A 21396-nucleotide genomic window follows, 5' to 3' on the forward strand; every position below is an offset into this window, starting at 1 on the left:
ATGACCTTTGCAGAACATATTTTACAGGGGATACCGAATAAATTGCCAAACAAAAAATCAATTCCAAGTGGTGTCAATAGAGCACCTAAACGGAAGGATGTATTGTCTGAAGCTGAAAAAAAATTGGCTATACGCAATGCATTGCGCTATTTCCCGGTAGCATGGCACAGGGAATTGGCAACTGAATTTGCTGAGGAACTCAAGCTTTATGGGCGTATATACATGTATCGATTTAAACCAGATTATAAGATTTATGCTAGATCGATTGATGCATATCCTGCCAAGTCACTTCAAGCTGCAGCCATTATGCTGATGATTCATAATAATTTGGATCCTGCGGTAGCGCAACATCCCGAAGAATTAGTTACCTATGGTGGTAACGGAGCAGTATTTCAAAATTGGGGGCAGTATCTATTAACTATGAAATATCTAGCGACCATGTCTGATGAGCAGACACTTCATATGTACTCTGGGCATCCCATGGGGTTATTTCCATCTTCAAAAGAAGCACCAAGAGTTGTGATTACTAATGGGATGATGATTCCAAATTATTCGAAACCTGATGATTGGGAAAAATATAATGCATTAGGTGTAACACAATATGGACAAATGACTGCGGGGTCGTACATGTACATTGGCCCACAAGGTATTGTTCACGGAACAACAATTACCGTGATGAATGCCTTCAGAAAAATACTTCCTCAAGGAGAAACCCCAGCAGGAAAAATATTCTTAACCTCTGGTTTGGGTGGGATGAGTGGCGCTCAACCTAAAGCTGGTAGCATTGCGGGTTGTATAACCGTGTGTGCTGAAGTAAATGCTAAAGCTGCTAAAAAAAGATTTGAACAAGGCTGGGTGGATATTTTGATAGAAGATATTAATGCATTAATAAGTCGTGTAAAGATTGCACAAGAAGAAAACGAAGTAGTCTCCATAGCTTATATAGGCAACGTTGTTGAGGTTTGGGAACAGTTTGATAGGGCTAATATTTTTGTGCATGTGGGTTCGGATCAAACGTCACTACATATACCATGGACGGGTGGTTATTATCCTATGGGGTGCACATTTGAAGAAGCTAATAAATTGATAAAGGACAATCCTGAAGTCTTCAAACAAAACGTACAAACGTCATTAAAACGACATGCAGAAGCCATAAATAAGCACACCAAAAAGGGCACCTATTTTTTTGATTATGGAAATGCGTTTTTATTGGAAGCTTCACGTGCCGGGGCAGATGTGATGGCAAAAAACAATATCGATTTTATATATCCGTCTTATGTGCAAGATATTTTAGGCCCCATGTGTTTTGATTTTGGATTTGGACCATTCCGATGGGTTTGTGCTAGCGGCAACGAAAAAGATTTAGATACTACCGATGAAATAGCGGCAGAAGTTTTGGAAGGTATAATGAAGTTAGCTCCAAAAGATATCCAATTACAAATGCATGATAACATTACTTGGATAAAAAACGCAAAGCGAAATAAATTGGTTGTTGGCTCCAAGGCTCGTATCTTGTATGCTGATGCAGAAGGGCGTGCTAAAATAGCGATAGCGTTTAATGAAGCCGTTGCAAAAGGTATTATCGGACCAATTATCTTAGGAAGGGACCATCACGATGTTAGTGGTACAGATTCCCCTTTCAGGGAAACCTCAAATATTTATGACGGTAGTAAGTTTACTGCAGATATGGCGATACACAACGTTATAGGCGATAGTTTTAGAGGTGCTACTTGGGTATCAATTCATAATGGTGGTGGTGTTGGCTGGGGAGAAGTGATAAATGGTGGTTTTGGAATGTTATTAGATGGCACAAAAGAAGCTGAAAAAAAACTAAAAAACATGTTGTTTTATGATGTAAATAATGGTATTGCAAGACGAAGTTGGGCTAGGAATGAAGGTGCTATTTTTACCATAAAGCGCGAAATGGAACGCACACCAAATTTAAAAGTTACGGTACCCAATTTAGTAGATAATGATCTTCTAGAATCCTTGTTTTAATGCAAACACTTTTTATAAACATAAAGGAACTTGTACAAGTTAGGGAAAAACCAATGTCATTTGTTGGCGGAAAGGATATGGCAATTCTACCAACAATTAAAGATGCATTTTTATTAGTTGATAATGGATTGATTTCTGATTATGGTAAAATGGGAGATTGCCCAGAATTAAAAGATGTTGAAGTTGTTGATGTTTCAGGAAAAACAGTATTGCCAACTTGGTGCGATTCTCATACGCATCTTGTCTATGCTGGAACAAGGGAAGCCGAATTTGTGGATAGAATTAATGGGTTATCTTATGAAGAAATAGCGCAACGTGGTGGCGGGATATTAAACTCTGCGAAAGCGCTGCAATATATTTCGGAAGAAGAATTATACAGCCAAAGTAAAGTTAGGCTTGAAGCAATAATAAGATTAGGTACCGGAGCTGTCGAAATAAAATCTGGTTATGGTTTAAACCTAGCGTCAGAGTTAAAAATGCTTCGGGTAATTAAGCGGCTAAATGAAGATTATGCATTACCAATTAAGGCGACATTTTTAGGAGCACATGCAATACCGCAAGAGTTCAAAGACAACAAAAACGAATACATCAATATATTGATTGATGAGATGATACCAAGGGTAGCCGATGAAAACCTTGCCGATTTTATTGATGTTTTCTGTGAAACAGGCTATTTTTCTGTTGAAGACACAGACCAGATTTTAGACATAGGGACAAAATATGGGTTGATTCCAAAAATTCATGTAAATCAGTTTACTGCGATAGGAGGAGTGCAAGTTGGAGTGAAACATAATGCGTTGTCCGTTGATCATTTAGAAGAAATAAGAGATCAAGATATTGAAGCATTAAAGCAAACAAAAACGATGCCCGTAGCATTACCTGGATGCTCCTACTTTTTAGGGATTCCGTATACGCCCGCCAGAAAAATGATTGATTCAGGATTATCATTGGCTATTGCCACCGATTACAACCCAGGATCTGCACCTTCAGGAAATATGAATTTTATAGTGTCATCAGCCTGTATAAAATTGAAGATGACCCCGGAAGAAGCGATTAATGCAGCCACTATAAACGGTGCCTATGCCATGGGATTAGAAGGGCAAGTGGGCTCTATTACCAAAGGGAAATTGGCAAATTTTATAGTTACGAAACCTATTTCATCCTATAATTTTTTACCATACAGTTTTGGTAATCATTGTATCGAAAATGTATACTTAAAAGGTAGGGTTGTTGAATAATCTATTTTCAAACATAAATGCAGAATACAAACCTGTACAAAAAGAACTTTGGACGGGACGACAAACACCTGCGAATATTGCACCTCAATATTGGTATCAACATATTGAATGTGGAGATTTGATACATTCAGAAGCTAATGAAAAACCAAGTTTTGCGTTAATTGGTTATGCTTGCGATGAAGGTGTAAGGCGTAATTTTGGTCGAGTAGGTGCAGTGGAAGGTCCACAAGCAATACGGGAAAAATTAGCCAAGTTACCATTGCATTTTGATAAGACGGTAGTGGATTTTGGAAATGTTAACTGTTTGGATGGAGACTTAGAGTCTTGTCAAAAAGCGTTCTCATTGGCTATTGCCAATTTAATTGATAAGGGTGTTTTTCCAATAGGTTTAGGTGGAGGTCATGATATTGCTTATGCGCACTATATGGGTTTGAAGAAAGCATTACCCAAAAAACGAATCGGGATTATAAATTTTGATGCACATTTTGATTTACGGCCAGTGGAGTCTCAACCCAATTCAGGAACGCCTTTTAATCAAATACTTTCAGAGTTTAAAAAAAGAGGAGAAACGGTAGATTACTTTGCTATTGGAATTCAAAAGCAATCTAATACTAAAGAGCTTTTTGAAATAGCTAAGAAGTACAATGTCAATTTTGTGTTTAATGATGCTTGTTACACTTCAAAAGAAAATTTACAGCAACTTCAAAATGAATTAAAATCAATAATTGGGAATAATGATTATCTCTATATTACCATTGATTTAGATGGGTTTTCATCAGCTTATGCATCAGGTGTGAGTGCGCCGTCGCCATTCGGATTTAGTCCAATATTTGTGTGCAAGATGCTTGAATTCTTGCTCAAATCAGGGAAGGTTGTTTCCTGTGATATCGCCGAACTCAACCCAAAATATGATAAAGATACGCTAACAGCAAGTTTGGCAGCAAAACTTATAGATTTTGTAATTTCAAATACCCAAGAAAAAAGGGCTAATTTGCCTTTTCGTTCTTAAATGAATCGAACTCTGAAACTGTTTCCGATTTTGGAAAAGTATTGTTGGACATATCCGTATCTGCAAACTCAAAATTAGGATCAAGATTTACAGTCTTTACTTCTTTGTCTTTAATAAAAACCTCTTTAACCTCATATTCATTTCTGCGCCAAATTTGTGCTGGTAGTGTATCTATTTCAGAAGAACCATCAGTGAAAACCCATTCAATAGTTACAGGCATTACAAGTCCGCCAACATTTTTAATCGTGATTTCATAAAGATTTTTGCCTGAAAGCTTTTTTCTAATGGCTACATCATCCATTCTTGATAGGAAACCACCATAACTTCTGTCGGGTGTTGAGGTCATATTGATAACCTTAGGGCCATTTGAAAAGTCTTTTGGAGCTTCTGATGTGTTATTACCTTCAGCTATAACTTGCGTACTTTCAGTTTGGTCTTCAATATTACGATCTTCTTCATGAACTTTAAACCATTTTACGTTGGCTAATTCCATATCAACATTATCGGTAGTAAAAAACCAACCTCTAAAAAACCAATCCAAATCTGTAGCAGTGGCATCTTCTAGAGTTCTAAACAAATCTGAAGGGTTTGGGTGTTTGTACTTCCAACGGTTTGCATATTCTTTAAAAGCTGCATCAAATAGGTCTTTACCAACTATAGAATTTCTAAGCATTTGCAAGCCTACAGTAGGTTTAATATAGAAGTTAGCTCCAAATTGATTAAATAATTCGTTGTCTGAAGTTGTCATAATAGGGCGCAATATATTTTTATCGCCATTCATAAAAGGTACAATACTCTTAGGGGTTACACTATTAAATTCTGGATAGCGTTCTGCCACTGTACGTTGGTGTAAAAATGTATTAAGACCTTCATCCATCCACATCCATTTACGTTCATCTGAGCTTACTATCATAGGAAACCAATTGTGCCCAACTTCATGTATAATAGTACCTATCATGCTAGCTTTAGCATTTTTGCTCATTTTACCATTTTTAGGTCTTCCTCCATTAAAACTTATCATGGGGAATTCCATGCCAATATTAGAGGTGTTTACTGAAATGCATACAGGGTATGGGTAATCAAAAGTAGCTTCAGAATAGACTTCAAGGGCATGCATTATAGATGTTGTAGATTCTTCTTGCCAAACAGGAAGCCCTTCTTTTGGATAAAAGGACATGGCCATTACAGTGTTGGTAGGTAATTTAACAGCTTGTGCATCCCACATAAATTTTCTGGATGAGGCAAATGCAAAATCACGTACGTTTTTTGCAGAGTATTTCCATGTTTTTTGTTTGTTAGATTTTTTAGATTCGTTTTCAATAGCTTCCTCTTTTGTGATGATCATTACTGGTTTATCAAATGAAGAAGCGGCATCCTTTAAGCGTTTTCGTTGTTTTTTAGAAAGTACATTTTCGGGATTTTCAAGCACTCCGGTTGATGCTATAATATGATCTGCAGGAACAGTGATTTCCACCTCATAATTGCCAAACTCTAAGGCAAATTCCCCTAGCTTTTGAAATTGTTGGTTCTGCCACCCTTCAGTATCGTTATAAACTGCCATTCTTGGAAACCAATGTGCAATAAGGTATACGGTATTATCGTCTTCTGGGAAATACTCATAACCTTCCCTAGACAATAAAAACATACTTCTGTCTGTAATAGGGTAAGACCACCCAATAGAGAATGTTATGGATGTACCAGATTCTAAAGGTGCGTCCAGAAGTACTTTCATCATGGTGTTATTTACCAGAGATCTTATAGGTTCTCCATTAGAATCTTTAATGTATTTAATGGTGTAACCAGCAGGAAAATCAATAGCCCTAGTTAAAAATTGCATTTGTTGGGTGTTGATACCGTCTTTTAAGCTATTGTTTATAGTCCCAAAATCTTCGTTTTCTTTTTTATTTACATTTTGTTCTAACTGAATCCATAAATAACTTAAATCGTCTGGGGAATTATTATAATAGGTTATAGTTTCTTCTCCAGATAGAATGTTAGTAGTTTCATCAATTGAGGCTTTGATGTTGTAATCAGCTCGTTGTTGCCAATAGGCTTTGCCTGGAGCGCCACTTGCTGTTCTGTAAGAATTTGGAGGTAATATTAAATTGTCAATAGGCTCAAATTTACCTTTCCAAGGTTGATTTTGTGATTGTATTGGAAGCATAAAAAATGTAAGCCAAAAAGCTATTAGGTACTTCATTTTGTGTTGAATTAGTCGAGTTTTTTTAAAGTTTTACAATTTAATAATTCTAGAGGTAAATATCTGTTAATTAAATGATTGTTTTTTCTAAAATTAAAATTATGTAAATTCAATGTTATTCTATGCGTAATAAGTTGTTTACACTCTAAAGCTTCAGTACCTTTGATGCCCAAATTTCATACTATGAGTGATAAGAAAAAATTGACGTTTGACGTTTTAATAGAAATACCTAAGGGAAGTAGAAACAAATACGAATACGATTTTACATTACATAAAATACGATTTGATAGAACGTTGTTCTCTTCAATGATGTATCCTGGGGATTATGGTTTTATTCCAGAAACTCTGGCTCTTGATCAAGATCCTCTAGATATCTTAGTGCTGTCTACTGAGCCTTCTTTTCCCATGGTAGTCATGGAAGTAAGACCCATAGGTGTGTTTCATATGACAGACGAAAAGGGACCAGATGAAAAAATAATTTGTGTTCCTGTATCAGATCCTGTTTGGAGTAAGCGTAGTGATATTACAGATTTGAATCCGCATCGTCTAAAAGAAATCGAACACTTTTTTCAGGTATATAAAGATTTAGAGAAGAAAAAAGTAGATGTTGGCGGTTGGGGAAATGCAGAGGAAGCTCGTAAGATTTACCATGAATGTGTGAAGCGTTACGACGAAAGTGAACATAAGAAAAAACGAACGTTTACGATTTAATTCGTTTTAAAATATAAACTTAATATGTGCCTATTTAAATGCTCGCAAAAGCGAGCATTTTTTTATTTATAATTCTAAATTAAATGATCTTTGTCATTGTTTTGTGGATAATATAATTTAAGAAGGGTTAGGTTATTAAATCTTTATCTAAATAGGTTTTTTTTTATCACTTTTATTTTCCTATTTTTAGCTCCGTTTAAAAATAATTACTTAACTAACTGATTTAAAATATGGAATTACTAATTAAAGGATTGCCAGCTTTTGGGGTTTTAGCATTGCTATTTGTGTTTATAAAAAGTGCATGGGTAAGCAAGCAAGATCAAGGAAGTGATAAAATGAAAAGGATAGCGAAAAACATTGCTGATGGAGCAATGTCATTCTTAAAAGCTGAATATAAAATATTAGCCATTTTTGTAGTTGCTGTAGCTGTCTTATTATTTTTCAAAGGAAATAATGAAGATGGATCTAATGGAATGGTTGCAGTTTCATTTATCGTAGGAGCAATATGTTCAGCCCTTGCCGGATTTATAGGTATGAAAGTAGCAACTAAAGCTAATGTGAGAACTACAAGTGCTGCAAGAGTCTCTTTAGGAAAAGCATTAGAAGTGGCTTTTGCTGGAGGAGCAGTAATGGGGTTAGGAGTTGTAGGTCTTGGAGTTTTAGGTCTTAGTGCTTTGTTTATGATATATAGTGGGCAAGGTTGGGATATAGGAGAAGTATTAAATGTACTATCTGGTTTTTCTCTTGGAGCTTCATCTATTGCATTATTTGCTCGTGTTGGCGGTGGTATTTATACAAAAGCTGCTGATGTAGGAGCTGATTTAGTAGGTAAGGTTGAAGCTGGTATTCCAGAAGATCATCCTTTAAACCCTGCTACAATTGCTGATAATGTTGGAGATAATGTTGGAGATGTTGCTGGTATGGGTGCAGATTTATTCGAATCTTATGTTGGTTCTATTATCGGTACAATGGTTTTAGGTGCAGCTTTTACTCAAATTCCTGCTTTTGCTGGTTCTTTTGATGGTTTGGGAGCTGTGTATTTACCTTTGGTATTAGCTGCTATTGGTATTATAATGTCAATTATAGGAACATTTTTTGTAAAAGTTAAAGATGGCGGAAACCCGCAAACTGCTTTAAACATTGGTGAGTTTGGTTCTGCAGGTTTAATGTTGGTAGCATCATATTTTATTATCAATCAAATGTTACCGGAAACTTGGTCATTTGGTGGTACAGAGTTTTCATCAATGGGAGTGTTTCTGGCTGTAGTAGCTGGTCTAGTGGCTGGATTAGCAGTTGGGAAAGTAACAGAATACTATACAGGTACAGGAACAAAGCCTGTTAATTCAATTGTAAAACAATCTGAAACAGGCGCGGCTACGACAATTATTGCAGGGTTAGGTGTAGGAATGATGTCTACAATGATTCCAATACTTTTAATAGCTGCTGCTATTTTGGTATCACATCATTTTGCAGGTTTATATGGTATTGCTATTGCTGCTGTAGGGATGTTGGCAAATACAGGAATACAATTGGCTGTGGATGCATATGGTCCAATTTCTGATAATGCAGGAGGTATTGCAGAAATGGCAGAATTAGATCCTGAAGTACGTGAGCGTACTGATAAACTGGATGCTGTTGGAAATACAACTGCTGCTATTGGTAAAGGATTTGCTATTGCTTCTGCAGCATTAACTGCATTGGCCTTATTTGCTGCATTTATGCAAACTGCAAATGTAACAGCGATTGATGTATCTAAACCAACTGTTATGGCTGGACTTTTAGTTGGAGGTATGTTACCATTTGTGTTTTCAGCATTGTCTATGAATGCTGTAGGGCGTGCAGCAATGGCTATGATAGAAGAAGTGCGTCGCCAGTTTAGAGATATTCCAAAATTAAAAGCAGCTTTAGAAGTAATGAGAGCTGTGGATTCTGATATGTCTAAAGCAACTGAAGCTCAAAGAAAAATATTTGATGAAGCTGACGGAGTGGCAGAATATGATAAATGTGTAGCGATTTCCACTACTGCTTCAATTAAAGAAATGGTATTGCCAGGGTTATTAGCTATCGCTGTTCCTGTAGCTGTTGGCTTTTTAGGTGGTGCTGAAATGTTAGGAGGACTTCTTGCTGGTGTTACCACGTGTGGTGTACTTATGGCAATTTTTCAATCTAATGCAGGAGGTGCATGGGATAACGCTAAGAAAATGATTGAAGAGCAAGGAAGAAAAGGTACTGATGCACATAAAGCTGCTGTAGTAGGGGATACGGTTGGAGATCCATTTAAAGATACGTCAGGCCCTTCATTAAATATCTTATTAAAGTTGATGTCAGTTGTAGCATTGGTAATAGCACCAAGTATAGCAATGACTTCTGATACTGTAACAGCTTACACAGAGGATAGTGCTATTGAAAAGGTAGAGATTCTAAAAGAGGTTGCTGTAAATTTAACTGAAACTGATGAAGAAGGTATTGTAAAAGCAATTGTAACTACAGTTACTACTGAAAATGGAGTAGCTTCAACTACATACGAAACTATAACAGGAACTAAAACAGAGGTAGATGCTAAAGTTGATGCATTGACTCAAAAAGATGATGCCTGAAAGAAAAACAACTAAACTAAATAAACCATTTAATTAATTGGAAGCCATGTTTTTTAAGCATGGCTTTTTTATTATCTAGTTTTAAAATTGTCCATACCACTTTTAAGAAATTTGGCATATTCATCTTCATCTGGTGTATACGCAACAGGCTCATTCAGTACTTCAAAAGTGTTTGGATTAAACAATACGTAGTAAGGTTGGGAATTAGATTTAAAAAACTGTGTTTGAAAATTGGCCCATTTGTGTCCGTAGTTCTTTAATAATCTTGTGCCTCCGTTAATACGGTTAACTTCTACCTTTTGGTCTTCAGGAAGGTCTTTTTTATCGTCTACGTATAGTGAGATTAAAACGTATTCATTCCTTAAGTAGTTATCTATCTTATCCAAAGGCCAAATATGTTCTTCCATCTTTCTGCAGTTCACGCAAGCATATCCAGTAAAATCTATCATTACAGGTTTGTTTACAGATTTGGCGTAGGCAATTCCTTCTTTTAAATCTTTAAACGTTTTAAGGTTGTTAGTAGACTCACTAGGAAATAGCCAACTATAGCCAACAGGAGGTGCAAGTCCGCTAAGTAAAGTTAGGGGTATATAAGTATTGGTGTCTTTATTTACTCTAAAGCCAGAGGCTAGATAAATTACAAATGAAGCTACAAGTATACCTCCCGCAATTCTTGGAAATGTTAGTTTTTTTAAAGGCGAATCGTGGGGAAATTTAATCTTACCAAATAGGTAGAGTGCCAATCCAGCAAAAATGACAATCCAAATAATTAAAAAGGGTTCAATTTTTAAAATACCCCAACGCTTCACTAAATCAGCATTAGATAAAAATTTAAACGCCAATGCGAGTTCTAAAAATCCTAAGATAACTTTTGTGGTATTGAGCCAGCCTCCTGATTTTGGAAGCGCATTCATCATATTGGGAAACATCGCAAAAATAGCAAAGGGCAGGCCTAAAGATACGCCAAAACCAGCCATGCCTGCAGTGAGCTGCCATGCACCACCATCAGAAGATAGAGATCCTGCGAGTAATGAGCCTAAAATTGGGCCAGTACATGAAAAAGAAACTATGGCAAGGGTTAATGCCATAAAAAAGACACCAATTATACCTCCTGTATTTTCTCCTCGTGTTGTTTTTGTGGTCCAGCTTGAAGGTAATGTCAGTTCATAATATCCAAAGAAGGAGAATGCAAAAAACACAAATACAGCGAAGAATATAATGTTTAACCATACGTTTGTTGATATTTCATTTAAAATGTCTGGATTTACAGAATCCAGTAAATGAAACGGTATGCTTAGTATTAGGTAGACCATTAAAATAAAGAAGCCATAAAGTATGGCTTTGGAAACTCCAGACCCTTTATTGGAATTATCGTTTTTGGTAAAAAAGCTTACTGTAAGTGGAATCATTGGGAAAACACAGGGCGTTAATAAGGCCAGTAATCCACCCAAAAACCCTAATGCAAAAATAGTCCAAAGCGATTTTTTTTCTACCGATGTGCTTTCTACAAGCTTTATGTCTTCTGGTGTCATTCCATATAACATCAGGTTAACATCATTGTTGTTGTTAACACTTGGTGTTGGGATAGTCTCATTGCTAGTGGTGCCGTTTAATGAAAATGTAAATACTTCATCAATTTGTAGACACGCCTTTTTACACACTTGGCCAGTTAAATTCAATACAACTGTAGAGATATTGGAATTATTTAGTTTTACTCTTTGCTTTAATGTGGCATGATGATCAAAATAAGATTCGTAAACCTCAAAAATCTCATTGTACTTTCTAATGGTATCGCTTTCAATAGCTTTACCAACCAGTTCATAATCTTCGGTGGGTTCATTTTTATCAATAACAATAGGTAATGAGCCTCCTTCTGCAGTGTATTGGGAATACACATGCCATCCATCTTCAATGTCGGCATTTATAACTAAATCATATTCTGTTTCAGATATTTTTTCAACAGATGTAGTCCACTTTACTGGGGCTATTATTTGGGCATAACCAGCTGTGTAAACTAGTAATACAAGGAGGAAAAATATTTTTTTCATCAAAATAGTTTTATCGAGCTCGCAATAAAGGAATTTAAAATTTATTTAAAGCTACTTTAGTTACTTATCTATGGTTCTATACAGTCGTGTAAAAGACTCAAAAAAAACAGTTAGCCCCTATTAATGAAATGTTAAATATTTACACAGGAGGATATTTAAAGAAGGTATATGCTAAAGTTTGGGTAGATACAATTTAAAATAATCCGTTAATTTCTGCATCAATAGTATTAATAACATGTCCCAAATCTTCAGGATTATCTACAAAGTTTAAATTGTCAACGTCCATAATTAGTAACTTGCCCTTGTCGTATCCATGTATCCAAGCTTCATAACGTTCGTTAAGTCTGCTTAGGTAGTCAATGCTGATAGAGTTTTCGTAATCACGGCCACGTTTGTGGATTTGGGATACTAAATTAGGAATAGAACTTCGTAAATAAATCAATAAATCAGGTCCTTTAACTAAGGATTCCATCAAATCAAATAAAGAACTGTAATTGCTAAAATCCCTGTTGGTCATTAAACCCATGGCATGCAGGTTTGGTGCAAAAATATGGGCGTCTTCGTAAATAGTTCTGTCTTGAATAATGTCTTTCCCGCTTTGGTGGATTTGTAAAACTTGGCGAAAGCGACTATTCAGGAAATAAACTTGTAGATTGAAACTCCAACGTTCCATTTGATTGTAAAAATCGTCTAGGTAAGGATTGTCTACCACATCTTCCAACTGGGCTTCCCATTTATAATGTTTTGCGAGTAGTTTGGTTAGTGTCGTTTTACCAGCACCAATGTTTCCAGCAACAGCAATATGCATAATTATTTTATTTTAATTTGGAATTCTTGGAGAGTTTCAAAGTTGTAAATATACAAGGTTTCATTGGTTACAAAAAACTGAGGAATTAAAATATTGTAAGTTTTTACCGATAAAATAGAGTTAGAGTCTGTGTTAAGGTAGAACAATGCATTGTCTTTTTTAAGAAATACCGCTTCGTTATTTTCTTCTAGGCTAGTATACCCTTGGTTTTTAACCTTTCTAACCAAACTCCCAAAATAATTGTATACTAAAAGCTCGTTTTCAGTGAGTAGGTATGCATAATTGTAGTTGCTTTTTAAATCTAAAATAGGGCTGTCTATGGGTTTTAGGGTTTGCGCTTTTGTATTCCTGGTTTTATAATCAAAAACTTCAAGTAACTGTGTGTCCTGATTAAACAGCCAAATAGTATTATCGTAACCAGTAGAAACGTGTGACACATTTTTATAGTTGTTAATACTATTAAAATCAACCTTAAAAATTTCTGCAAGTCTGTTATCTAAAATAATTACAGTGTTTAGCTCTTGATAAAAAAGATTGATTTTTAAAGGGTTAAAACTGTTAGCCGTTGTTAGTTTCCCCAATTGTAGGTTATTGTAACTAATTGTGGTGTCCTTGTCTTTTTTATAAACGGTGTTGCTGTTAGAGTAGAATATAGTACCAAAATTGTCTATACCAATAATAGTATCTGCCTTGAAGTTTGATGTTTTCTCTGGGATAATTTCAACAGACTGTTGGGCACTTAATACACCAGTTACCAAAAAAAATATAATTTGAAAAAATTTCATAGAGTTTGAAAAATACAAAAATCAAACCATATTTAGCAAATTAGTTTGTAGCCATATCCACGAACGTTGATAATCTCTATATTGTTATCCTTTTTTAATTTTTTTCTCAGTTTAGTGATAAATACATCCATACTTCTGGCGCTAAAAAAGTCATCATTCCCCCAGAGTTTATTCAAAATTAAAGAACGGTCTAACACTTTATTTTGATTTTTAACTAAGTGGAATAATAAATGTGCTTCGCGATGGGTAAGTGGTATTTTATCTTCTAATTTGTATTGAAGCGTTTGTTTGGGGAAATTAAAAGTGTAATCACTTATTTTAATGATTTCGGTAGCCTTTTGTTCTTTAGTCCTGTTTAGTAAATTATTGATACGTACAATGAGCTCTTCCATGCTAAAAGGCTTTTTTAAATAATCGTTACCTCCAATGGTAAAGCCTTCAACCACATCTTGAGTTTGCGATTTAGCGGTTAAAAATATAATGGGGATAGTATCATCAATATCTCTTATTTCCTTTGCCAAAGTAAAACCATCTTTTTTGGGCATCATTACATCTAGTACTAAAAGTTCGGGTTTTACAACATGGTATTGGTTAAAGGCCTTTTCTCCATCTTCGCACAAAGTAACGTTAAAGCCTCGTGTCTCTAGGCTTTCCTTTATAATTTGTCCTAAAGCGGGTTCATCTTCAGCCAATATCAGTTTGGTAGTATTAGCCATTAGGTATTACAATTTTAAAGGTGGTTAAATTATTGCTTAAATCCAGAGTAATGCTACCATCGTGCTTATTAACTATGGTTTTTGTGTAATACAGGCCAATACCATATCCTTTTACATCGTGGGTATTGCCTTTGGGTACACGATAGAACTTTTCAAAAATACGTGGGGCACTTTCCTTTTTTAAAGTGTTTCCGTTATCTGAAATTTGGATCTCAATGTTATGTTTTATTTTTTTAATGCTAACAGAAATCATATCTCCACCATATTTAACGGCATTATCCAGAATGTTATTCAAGGCATTTTCAAAATGGAAAGAATCTGCTTGTATGGTCAGGTGTTTATCAGTGCTATCTAAATGAAATGTCTTTTTTTGATGTTGCGTTCTGTATCTATTTACTAAAACGTTTACTAATTGATTAACATTAATAGCTTCCTTGTTGAATTTTAACGCTTCACTATCTAAAGTGGCTGTCTCCAATAGTTTTTCTACCATTAGGTTTAGCTTTGATAGCTGGCCGGTTGACATGTCTATATACTGTTTAGTTTTCTCTTTGTTTTCAATAACATTAAAATTACTAATACTCTCTAGTGCTACACCAATCGTGGCAATAGGTGTTTTAAATTCATGGGTAATGTTGCTAATTAAATCGTTTTTTACTTCTGCCAATTGCTTTTGTTCTTTTATAACTTTTAAAAGAAAAAATAGGCAACTAATAACCGCCAAGACCAATAAAATAGAAATCAAAATAGCACTAGTTCCTTTTTTAAAAGCGACCCAGTTGGCATTTTCAAAATATACGCTTAACGTACTGCCTTTTGGTAAAAATGTGGATTTTGAAGACACACTTAAAAGTTTAGGATGCACAGCAATCGTGTCTGTTTTTATTTTTTCAGTATTTTCTTTTGAATTGAAAAAATCTGGAAATCGCTTTTTGGTCTTGTTGTAGTTTAGGCTATAATCTAAATCAATTTTCTTGTAAGCAAAGTTGAGTTGTAAAAGACTATCCACTTTCTTAACGTCAAGCGTATCATTGTTTATAGAGATAAATACTTTTGAAGTTAATAGCTCTAAATTCCTTTCAAAGTGTAAGCTATCACCTTGAATGATACGTAATCGTTGATGCTTTTCAGTAGAGTCCTTTTTCCAAAACGGAAACTTTTTTTCTTTGGCTTCAAAGTGTATAGAGTCTTTATTTAAGCCTTTAATAACGGTAATGCCATCAATAGAATTTAGTTGTATAGAGTCTAAAACTTTAAAGGAGCTGTAGTTTTTATCTATGGATTTTGAAATGTTTTCTAGGATGCCTCCTTTTTTAAGAACATCTTTTTGATGATGATCATTAAACCTTAACCCAAGTGTTGTTTTTTGAGCTATTTCGGTATAATAATCATCTACGGCTTTATCCAAGCTAGTTTGCACATCAGCAATCAATTGCTGTTTATTTGATTGGTAGTTTTTGTAATTCCAATACCCTTGAATCCCGATAGTGGCTACAATTACAGCAACAATTATGTATAGTGTATATTGATATCTTTTATCGTTCATATTCCAAATGTAAATGTAAAAACCCTTAAAAACTAATCGGTTAACACACGTTAACACTGGTTAACCTTTTTCTTAGAATTTGGTTTAGATATTTGTATCACATCAATCAAAAAACGACTGCAGTTGTGTTTTTAATCAATCATCAATTTTAAAATTAAAACAATGAAAACCTTAGTAAATATTATTATTACAGTTGTGCTGCTAGTAATTTCAAAACTAGATGCACAAGATTTTCAAGGTATTGCTACCTATAAATCACATCGAAAAGTAGACTTGAAAATGGATGAGAGTAAAATAAGTACAGATCAACAAAAAAGTATTCAGGAACAATTAAGAAAACAGTTTCAAAAAGAATATACTTTAGAGTTTAATAAATACGAATCGATTTATAAACAAAATCAGAAATTAGATGTGCCTCAACCTTCTAATTCAGGGATAAATATTAAAGTAGTACAGGGGGATGATATCATGTATAAAAATATAAAAGAGCAGCGATATACCAGTAAAACTGAAATTTATGGTAAGCGCTTTTTAATAAAAGATACTTTAATCAACAGAAAATGGGAACTGATAAACGAAACCAAAAATATTGGAGCGTATACATGCTATAAAGCAATATTTAAAGATGAAATTACAACAAAAACTATTAATAATGAGGGGCAATTTGTTAAAGTTACCAAACCAAGAACAACCACTGTGTGGTATACACCACAAATCCCTGTAAGTAATGGGCCTTTAAATTATTTTGGCTTACCAGGTTTAATTTTAGAAGTAAATGATGGTAAGTTAACATTAGTTTGTACTAAGATTGTAATAAACCCTGAGAAGTCTGTTGAAATAACAGAACCTAAAAAAGGAAAACTTGTAACACAAAAAGAATTTAATAGTATACAAGAGGCAAAAAGGGAGGAAAGATTAGAACAGTTTAGATCTACTAATAGAGGTGGAAAAGATGGTAAGAGAGTAATGATTAGTGTTAGTGGTTAGGAGGATAGCTGCTTCTTAAACTGTTAGTGTTTTGTTATAACAACAAATTTTGTTTAATAATTTTATATATTTGTTAAACAACAATATAAAACACTCATTATGAAAGCATTTATCATATCCATTCTAGTTTTTTGTTTCAGCCTAGTTAGTTCTGTTTCAAGTGCTCAAGAGTTTCAAGGAAGAGCAGAATATGTTTATAAGGCTCAAATGAACTTGGGACGCTGGGGTGCGAAAATGAGTGAAGCTCAAAAAAAGCAAATTGCGGCACGTTTAAAAAATCGTTTAGAGAAAAAGTATATCCTTACATTCAATAAAGAGGCTTCGGTTTATGATGAGTATGAGAAGTTGGATGCAATGTCTGGAGCAACAGATTCTTGGGGAAAAAACTTTACACCAGGAGAACAATATAAAAATGTAAAAACAAAAGCTTTTATTCAAGAGCAAGAATTTTATGGGAAGAAGTTTTTGGTAAATGATGCACTATTGCAAATAGATTGGAAAATGGGAACTGAAACAAAAAAAATAGGAAACTATACATGTTTTAAGGCTACAGCTATGATACCAAATTCAAAAATGGCATTTTGGGAATTTTCATGGAGTAAATTGAGACAAGAACAAGGAGAAACTGACGAGGAAAACAGTGAAGAGACTAAAGATATCGAGGAACCTATGACTGAGGTTACAGCGTGGTATACACCACAAATACCTGTAAGTCAAGGGCCTTCAGAGTTCTGGGGATTGCCAGGATTGATATTAGAAGTAAGTTCTGGCTCTACAACCATGTTATGCTCTAAAATAGTGATAAATCCAGAAGAAAAAGCAGAGGTGGAGGCACCTAAAAGAGGTACAGAAGTTACAAAACAAGAATATAAAGACATCATCTTTAAAAAGATGAAAGAGTTTAGAGATAATAGAGTAGGCAGAAGGTATAACCGATCTTGATTAATTTTTAACATATCTTTAATAGTTTACATTTAAACTAAGTCGTGTTTACGATGTCTAATGAATGTTCAAAACCATGATTTTGAACAAGAGCAGCCTATCAACTTAAAATTTCATTATGACTTCAATTAAACTTAAGCGTCTTATTTTATTTATTTCTCTATTTGCAACTATTTTTTCAAACAGTCAAGAATTTCAGGGTAAAGCCTATTATACATCTAAAACCTCAGTAGATATGAGCAATTTTGGGCGACCAAATATGACCGAAGAACAACGAAAACGTATGGAAAATCGGTTAAAAAATATGTTCCAAAAAAACTTTGTTTTAGCGTTTAACAGGGTAGAGTCAGTTTATAAATTAGAAGAGAAACTTGAAGCACCTACGCAAGGAGGTAATGGTAGGTTTGGAGCTATTATGTCTGGAGCTATAGATGGCGAAAAATATAAGAATGTACAAACAAAAATGGTATTGCAAGAATTAGAGCTGTTTGGAAAATTATTTTTAGTTAAAGACGAATTACCAGATTTAAAATGGACTATGACTAGTGAGACAAAACAAATAGGCGGTTATACCTGTTACAAAGCAACGGCAACTAAAACTTGGCAGGATTTTGATGCTACAGCTTTAAGAAGACCACCAAATAGTAACGATAATAATGAAGGAACCAAAGAAGAAACCAAGGATAAAGAAGTGCAGCCAGATGTAGAAGTTATAGCATGGTATACCATGCAAATACCAGTAAATCAAGGCCCTGGAGATTACTGGGGGTTGCCAGGTTTAATTTTAGAAGTGAATACCGATACTACTACGATTTTATGTTCTAAAATTGTATTAAACCCAGAAGATAAAGCAAATATTAAACAGCCTACTAAGGGTAAAGAAATTACAAAAGAAGCGTATGTTGAAATTGCTACTAAAAAATTTCAAGAAATGCGAGAAAACTTTAGAAGAGGTGGACAACGCGGAGGTGGCGGAAGGCGCTAAATCAAATTAACCAATAGAATAATGCAAATAAAATTATCCATAATATTAGTTTTTATAGTTTCAATGGGCTATTCGCAAATTAAACTTCAAGGTGTTGTAAAAGATAGTATTGGTACACCACTAGAACTTGCAAATGTTGTAGCAATCAACCAAGAAACCAGCGCATTGGAGTCTTACGGTATTACTAACGATAAAGGTAAGTTTATCTTAAATTTAAGTAAAAATTCCACGTATAAATTACAAGTAAGTTATATAGGAATGAAAACTTACGAAGAAATTTTAAAAACAACAACAGAAAACATTGATAAAACTATAAGCATGACCACCGATAATGCACTGGATGCTGTAGAGTTAACCTACGAAATGCCAGTGACCATTAGTGGTGATACCCTAATTTATAATGCAGATTCTTTTAAAAACGGTACAGAACGAAAACTTGAAGATATATTAGAAAAACTTCCAGGTGTAGAGGTAAATGATGATGGGCAAATTGAAGTAGAAGGGCAACGGGTTTCTAAAGTAATGGTAGATGGAAAAGATTTTTTTGATGGTGATTCTAAACTCGCTAGCAAAAATATTCCATCAAATGCGGTAGATAAAGTTCAGGTTTTAAAAAATTATGCTGAGGTAGGGCAGCTCAGCAGTGTTACTAATAATCAAGATAACTATGCTATTAATATTAAGTTAAAGGAAGGTAAAAAGAATTTTTGGTTTGGTAACGTAACTGCAGGAGCTGGTAGTGCTCCAGATGATGCCTTGTATTTGGTGCAGCCAAAATTGTTTTATTATAGTCCAAAATACAGTATAAATCTCATTGGAGATTTAAATAATACAGGCGAACCAGCACTTACACGGCGCGATTTAAGAGGTTTTGGTGGAGGTTTTAGACCTCCCAATAGAGATAGTGGTACCAGTTTAAGCCTAGGGAATAACGATTTAGGGTTTTTGGCAACCCAAAATAACCGAGCACAAAATATTGAGAATACACTAGCCTCTGGTAATTTTAGTTATTCGCCCAACAAAGCACTAGATATTAGTGGTTTTGGAATTTTTAACAGTAGTACAGTAGATATCCGCCAAAAGCGATCTGTGCAATATACAAATCCAAATTTAGGGATTCCAGATGAGGATACAGACCAATTAACATCACAGCGTTCTGATATTGGGTTGTTAAAGTTAAGCGCATCCTGTAAGCCTAATGTTAATAATCAAATGGATTATGATGTATTGGGCAGGGTTACCAAAGAATCCCAAGAACAAAATTTCTTTTCTTCGGTTATAGGAAACACTAATGAATTTGAGGATAACACGCCCTATAGTATCAATCAAAATTTAAATTATTATTATACGCTAAATGATACCAATATTTTCGCTTTTGAAGTACAGCATTTATTGCAGGATGAAGATCCGTTTTACAATGCCATTTTAGAAGATAAGGATAACTATGAAAACACGGCTGATGCTTTGGGGTTAGATCCAGATCAAATAGGCTATAATGTAAATCAAACCAGACGTGTTAAAACCAATCAGCTCGATGCAAAATTAGATTATTGGAATATCCTAAATGATAAAAGCAACATCAACTTTACTTTAGGCATAACAACAAGTAGGCAGGATTTCAATTCAGATTTATTTCAACTATTGGATAATGATAGCAGTTTTGATCCAACACCAACATTTAATAATGGTTTAGATGAAAATAATATTAGATATAACTTTAGCGATTATTATTTAGGTGTAAAATATACGCTAAAAGCGGGGATTTTTACATTTACTCCTGGGGTTTCGGCCCATGCGTATAGATATGGTAATGATCAATTTGGGCAAGAGTTTCAGGATAATTTTGGGTTGGTGTTACCAAGTTTTGAAACACGTATGCAATTTAAAAAGAGTGAAAGTTTAACGCTTAGGTATAACATGCGTAACCAGTTTACGGATGTTACGCGATTGGCAAGTGGGATTGTGTTAAACGGTTTTAACAGCATTCAGGTGGGTAATCCTGAGTTACAAAATGCCTTAACTAATAATATAAGTTTAATTTACCGTAGTTTCAATCTGTTTAATTACACTAACGTGTTTGCAGTAGTAAATTATAGTAATGCTGTAGACCAAATACGCTCTATTTCTAATTTTGAAAGCGTAGTACGAACCAATAACTTTTTTAATTCTGGGTTTGCTGATGAAACAGTTACCGCCTTTGGGCGTTTTCAGCGCACTTTTGGAAAGCTTAGGACAAGTATTAATACACGTTTTAACTATAGCAAGTTTAACCAGTTTATACAAGGTGAGCGTTCCATTAATGAGAATTTTACACAATCTTACACACCCGAGTTAAGAACCAATTTTAGGGAAGCACCAAATTTTGAGATTTCGTATCGTTATGCTGTAAACAGAAACCAACAAGGAGGGAGGACTACTAAGTTTACCACCAACGCGCCATCTATCGAGTTTGATGCTTATATCTGGAAGAAGTTTACCTTTTTAACAGATTACTCCTATACACGCCAAAGTAATCCTAATGGTGCTCCGCAAGAGTTTGAGATTTGGAATGCATCTTTATCCTATAGAAAAGATAAAGATGCAAAATGGGAATACACACTCAAAGCTACCAACTTGTTAAATGCAACGTCTCTAATACAAAACGGTAACAATAATGTTTCTGTTTTTGCTTCTGAATATTTTATACAACCACGATTTGTGACGTTTAGACTACGATATGAAATTTAGGGGCAATTGTGTAATCTAGCGTAGAAAAAGAATTTCTTCCTTTAGTTTAAAACTATGAATTTTATATCTATAGTGGTTTATTTAGTAATACAAGGTAGG

Annotated in this window: 15 protein-coding genes; 9 read left to right on the forward strand and 6 right to left on the reverse strand. The window is 34.6% G+C overall.

Translation table 11 applies throughout. The annotated features are described in order from the left end of the window. The 3 genes from JS605_RS09975 to hutG are packed head-to-tail and all read left to right on the forward strand — an operon-like array spanning position 1 to position 4245. Positions 1–1998, forward strand: a complete 1998-nt coding sequence (locus tag JS605_RS09975) for a urocanate hydratase (protein ID WP_203257577.1) — start codon at positions 1–3, stop codon at positions 1996–1998. After that, entirely contained in the window at positions 1998–3236 is a 1239-nt protein-coding gene (gene hutI, locus JS605_RS09980; RefSeq protein ID WP_203257578.1) for an imidazolonepropionase, read from the forward strand. The genes JS605_RS09975 and hutI overlap by 1 nt, the downstream gene beginning before the upstream one ends. Further along, positions 3229–4245 (forward strand): formimidoylglutamase, encoded by a 1017-nt coding sequence (gene hutG / locus JS605_RS09985; protein WP_203257579.1) that lies wholly within the window; start codon positions 3229–3231, stop codon positions 4243–4245. Before hutI ends, hutG begins: the two co-directional genes overlap by 8 nt. Here hutG and JS605_RS09990 read toward each other — a convergent pair. After that, positions 4223–6445: a M1 family metallopeptidase gene (locus JS605_RS09990; protein ID WP_203257580.1), complete on the reverse strand. Its 2223-nt coding sequence runs from the start codon at positions 6443–6445 to the stop codon at positions 4223–4225. The two genes, hutG and JS605_RS09990, sit on opposite strands and share 23 nt — an antisense overlap. A gap of 183 nt (positions 6446–6628) precedes the next feature. Here JS605_RS09990 and JS605_RS09995 point away from each other — a divergent pair, with 183 nt between their 5' ends. Both JS605_RS09995 and JS605_RS10000 read left to right on the forward strand, forming a co-directional pair. Further along, on the forward strand, positions 6629–7156 hold the full coding sequence (locus JS605_RS09995) for an inorganic diphosphatase (protein ID WP_203257581.1): 528 nt from the start codon (positions 6629–6631) through the stop codon (positions 7154–7156). A 230-nt stretch (positions 7157–7386) separates the two neighbouring features. Further along, positions 7387–9753 (forward strand): sodium-translocating pyrophosphatase, encoded by a 2367-nt coding sequence (locus JS605_RS10000; protein WP_203257582.1) that lies wholly within the window; start codon positions 7387–7389, stop codon positions 9751–9753. Between the two features lie 71 nt (positions 9754–9824). On the opposite strand, the gene JS605_RS10005 is transcribed toward JS605_RS10000, so the two are convergent. The 5 genes from JS605_RS10005 to JS605_RS10025 all read right to left on the reverse strand — a co-directional run bounded on the left by JS605_RS10005 (position 9825) and on the right by JS605_RS10025 (position 15656). After that, positions 9825–11801, reverse strand: a complete 1977-nt coding sequence (locus JS605_RS10005; RefSeq protein ID WP_203257583.1) for a protein-disulfide reductase DsbD family protein — start codon at positions 11799–11801, stop codon at positions 9825–9827. 193 nt (positions 11802–11994) lie between these two features. Beyond that, positions 11995–12609 carry a deoxynucleoside kinase gene (locus JS605_RS10010; protein WP_203257584.1) on the reverse strand — a complete coding sequence of 205 codons (615 nt, stop codon included), beginning with the start codon at positions 12607–12609 and terminating at the stop codon, positions 11995–11997. Positions 12610–12611: 2 nt separating this feature from the next. Next, a complete protein-coding gene (locus JS605_RS10015; RefSeq protein WP_203257585.1) occupies positions 12612–13394 on the reverse strand; it encodes a hypothetical protein in 783 nt (260 codons plus the stop codon). 32 nt (positions 13395–13426) lie between these two features. Further along, the gene (locus JS605_RS10020) at positions 13427–14110 is read right to left on the reverse strand and encodes a response regulator transcription factor (RefSeq protein ID WP_203257586.1); all 684 of its coding nucleotides are present in this window, start codon (positions 14108–14110) and stop codon (positions 13427–13429) included. Further along, positions 14103–15656: a sensor histidine kinase gene (locus tag JS605_RS10025; protein ID WP_203257587.1), complete on the reverse strand. Its 1554-nt coding sequence runs from the start codon at positions 15654–15656 to the stop codon at positions 14103–14105. The genes JS605_RS10020 and JS605_RS10025 overlap by 8 nt, the downstream gene beginning before the upstream one ends. 162 nt (positions 15657–15818) lie before the next feature. Here JS605_RS10025 and JS605_RS10030 point away from each other — a divergent pair, with 162 nt between their 5' ends. From JS605_RS10030 to JS605_RS10045, 4 genes are all read left to right on the forward strand, one after another. Beyond that, the gene (locus JS605_RS10030; protein WP_203257588.1) at positions 15819–16643 is read left to right on the forward strand and encodes a GLPGLI family protein; all 825 of its coding nucleotides are present in this window, start codon (positions 15819–15821) and stop codon (positions 16641–16643) included. A 99-nt stretch (positions 16644–16742) separates the two neighbouring features. Next, a complete protein-coding gene (locus JS605_RS10035) occupies positions 16743–17585 on the forward strand; it encodes a GLPGLI family protein (protein ID WP_203257589.1) in 843 nt (280 codons plus the stop codon). A 118-nt stretch (positions 17586–17703) separates the two neighbouring features. Then, positions 17704–18570, forward strand: coding sequence for a GLPGLI family protein (locus JS605_RS10040; RefSeq protein WP_203257590.1), 867 nt, complete (start codon positions 17704–17706; stop codon positions 18568–18570). 21 nt (positions 18571–18591) lie between these two features. Continuing rightward, positions 18592–21297, forward strand: coding sequence for a carboxypeptidase regulatory-like domain-containing protein (locus JS605_RS10045; RefSeq protein ID WP_203257591.1), 2706 nt, complete (start codon positions 18592–18594; stop codon positions 21295–21297). The last annotated feature ends 99 nt before the right edge of the window (positions 21298–21396 follow it).

The organism is Hyunsoonleella ulvae (genome assembly GCF_016827605.1).
Taxonomy (GTDB): Bacteria; Bacteroidota; Bacteroidia; order Flavobacteriales; family Flavobacteriaceae; genus Jejuia; species Jejuia ulvae.

What these genes read in the sequence shown, in the direction of transcription:
- JS605_RS10000 (WP_203257582.1), top strand. Translation starts at nt 7,387, where the DNA reads ATGGAATTACTAATTAAAGGATTGCCAGCTTTTGGGGTTTTAGCATTG.
- JS605_RS10025 (WP_203257587.1), bottom strand. Translation starts at nt 15,656, where the DNA reads ATGAACGATAAAAGATATCAATATACACTATACATAATTGTTGCTGTA.
- JS605_RS10030 (WP_203257588.1), top strand. Translation starts at nt 15,819, where the DNA reads ATGAAAACCTTAGTAAATATTATTATTACAGTTGTGCTGCTAGTAATT.
- JS605_RS10035 (WP_203257589.1), top strand. Translation starts at nt 16,743, where the DNA reads ATGAAAGCATTTATCATATCCATTCTAGTTTTTTGTTTCAGCCTAGTT.
- JS605_RS10020 (WP_203257586.1), bottom strand. Translation starts at nt 14,110, where the DNA reads ATGGCTAATACTACCAAACTGATATTGGCTGAAGATGAACCCGCTTTA.
- hutI (WP_203257578.1), top strand. Translation starts at nt 1,998, where the DNA reads ATGCAAACACTTTTTATAAACATAAAGGAACTTGTACAAGTTAGGGAA.
- JS605_RS10040 (WP_203257590.1), top strand. Translation starts at nt 17,704, where the DNA reads ATGACTTCAATTAAACTTAAGCGTCTTATTTTATTTATTTCTCTATTT.
- JS605_RS09975 (WP_203257577.1), top strand. Translation starts at nt 1, where the DNA reads ATGACCTTTGCAGAACATATTTTACAGGGGATACCGAATAAATTGCCA.
- JS605_RS10045 (WP_203257591.1), top strand. Translation starts at nt 18,592, where the DNA reads ATGCAAATAAAATTATCCATAATATTAGTTTTTATAGTTTCAATGGGC.
- JS605_RS09990 (WP_203257580.1), bottom strand. Translation starts at nt 6,445, where the DNA reads ATGAAGTACCTAATAGCTTTTTGGCTTACATTTTTTATGCTTCCAATA.
- JS605_RS09995 (WP_203257581.1), top strand. Translation starts at nt 6,629, where the DNA reads ATGAGTGATAAGAAAAAATTGACGTTTGACGTTTTAATAGAAATACCT.
- JS605_RS10010 (WP_203257584.1), bottom strand. Translation starts at nt 12,609, where the DNA reads ATGCATATTGCTGTTGCTGGAAACATTGGTGCTGGTAAAACGACACTA.
- JS605_RS10015 (WP_203257585.1), bottom strand. Translation starts at nt 13,394, where the DNA reads ATGAAATTTTTTCAAATTATATTTTTTTTGGTAACTGGTGTATTAAGT.
- JS605_RS10005 (WP_203257583.1), bottom strand. Translation starts at nt 11,801, where the DNA reads ATGAAAAAAATATTTTTCCTCCTTGTATTACTAGTTTACACAGCTGGT.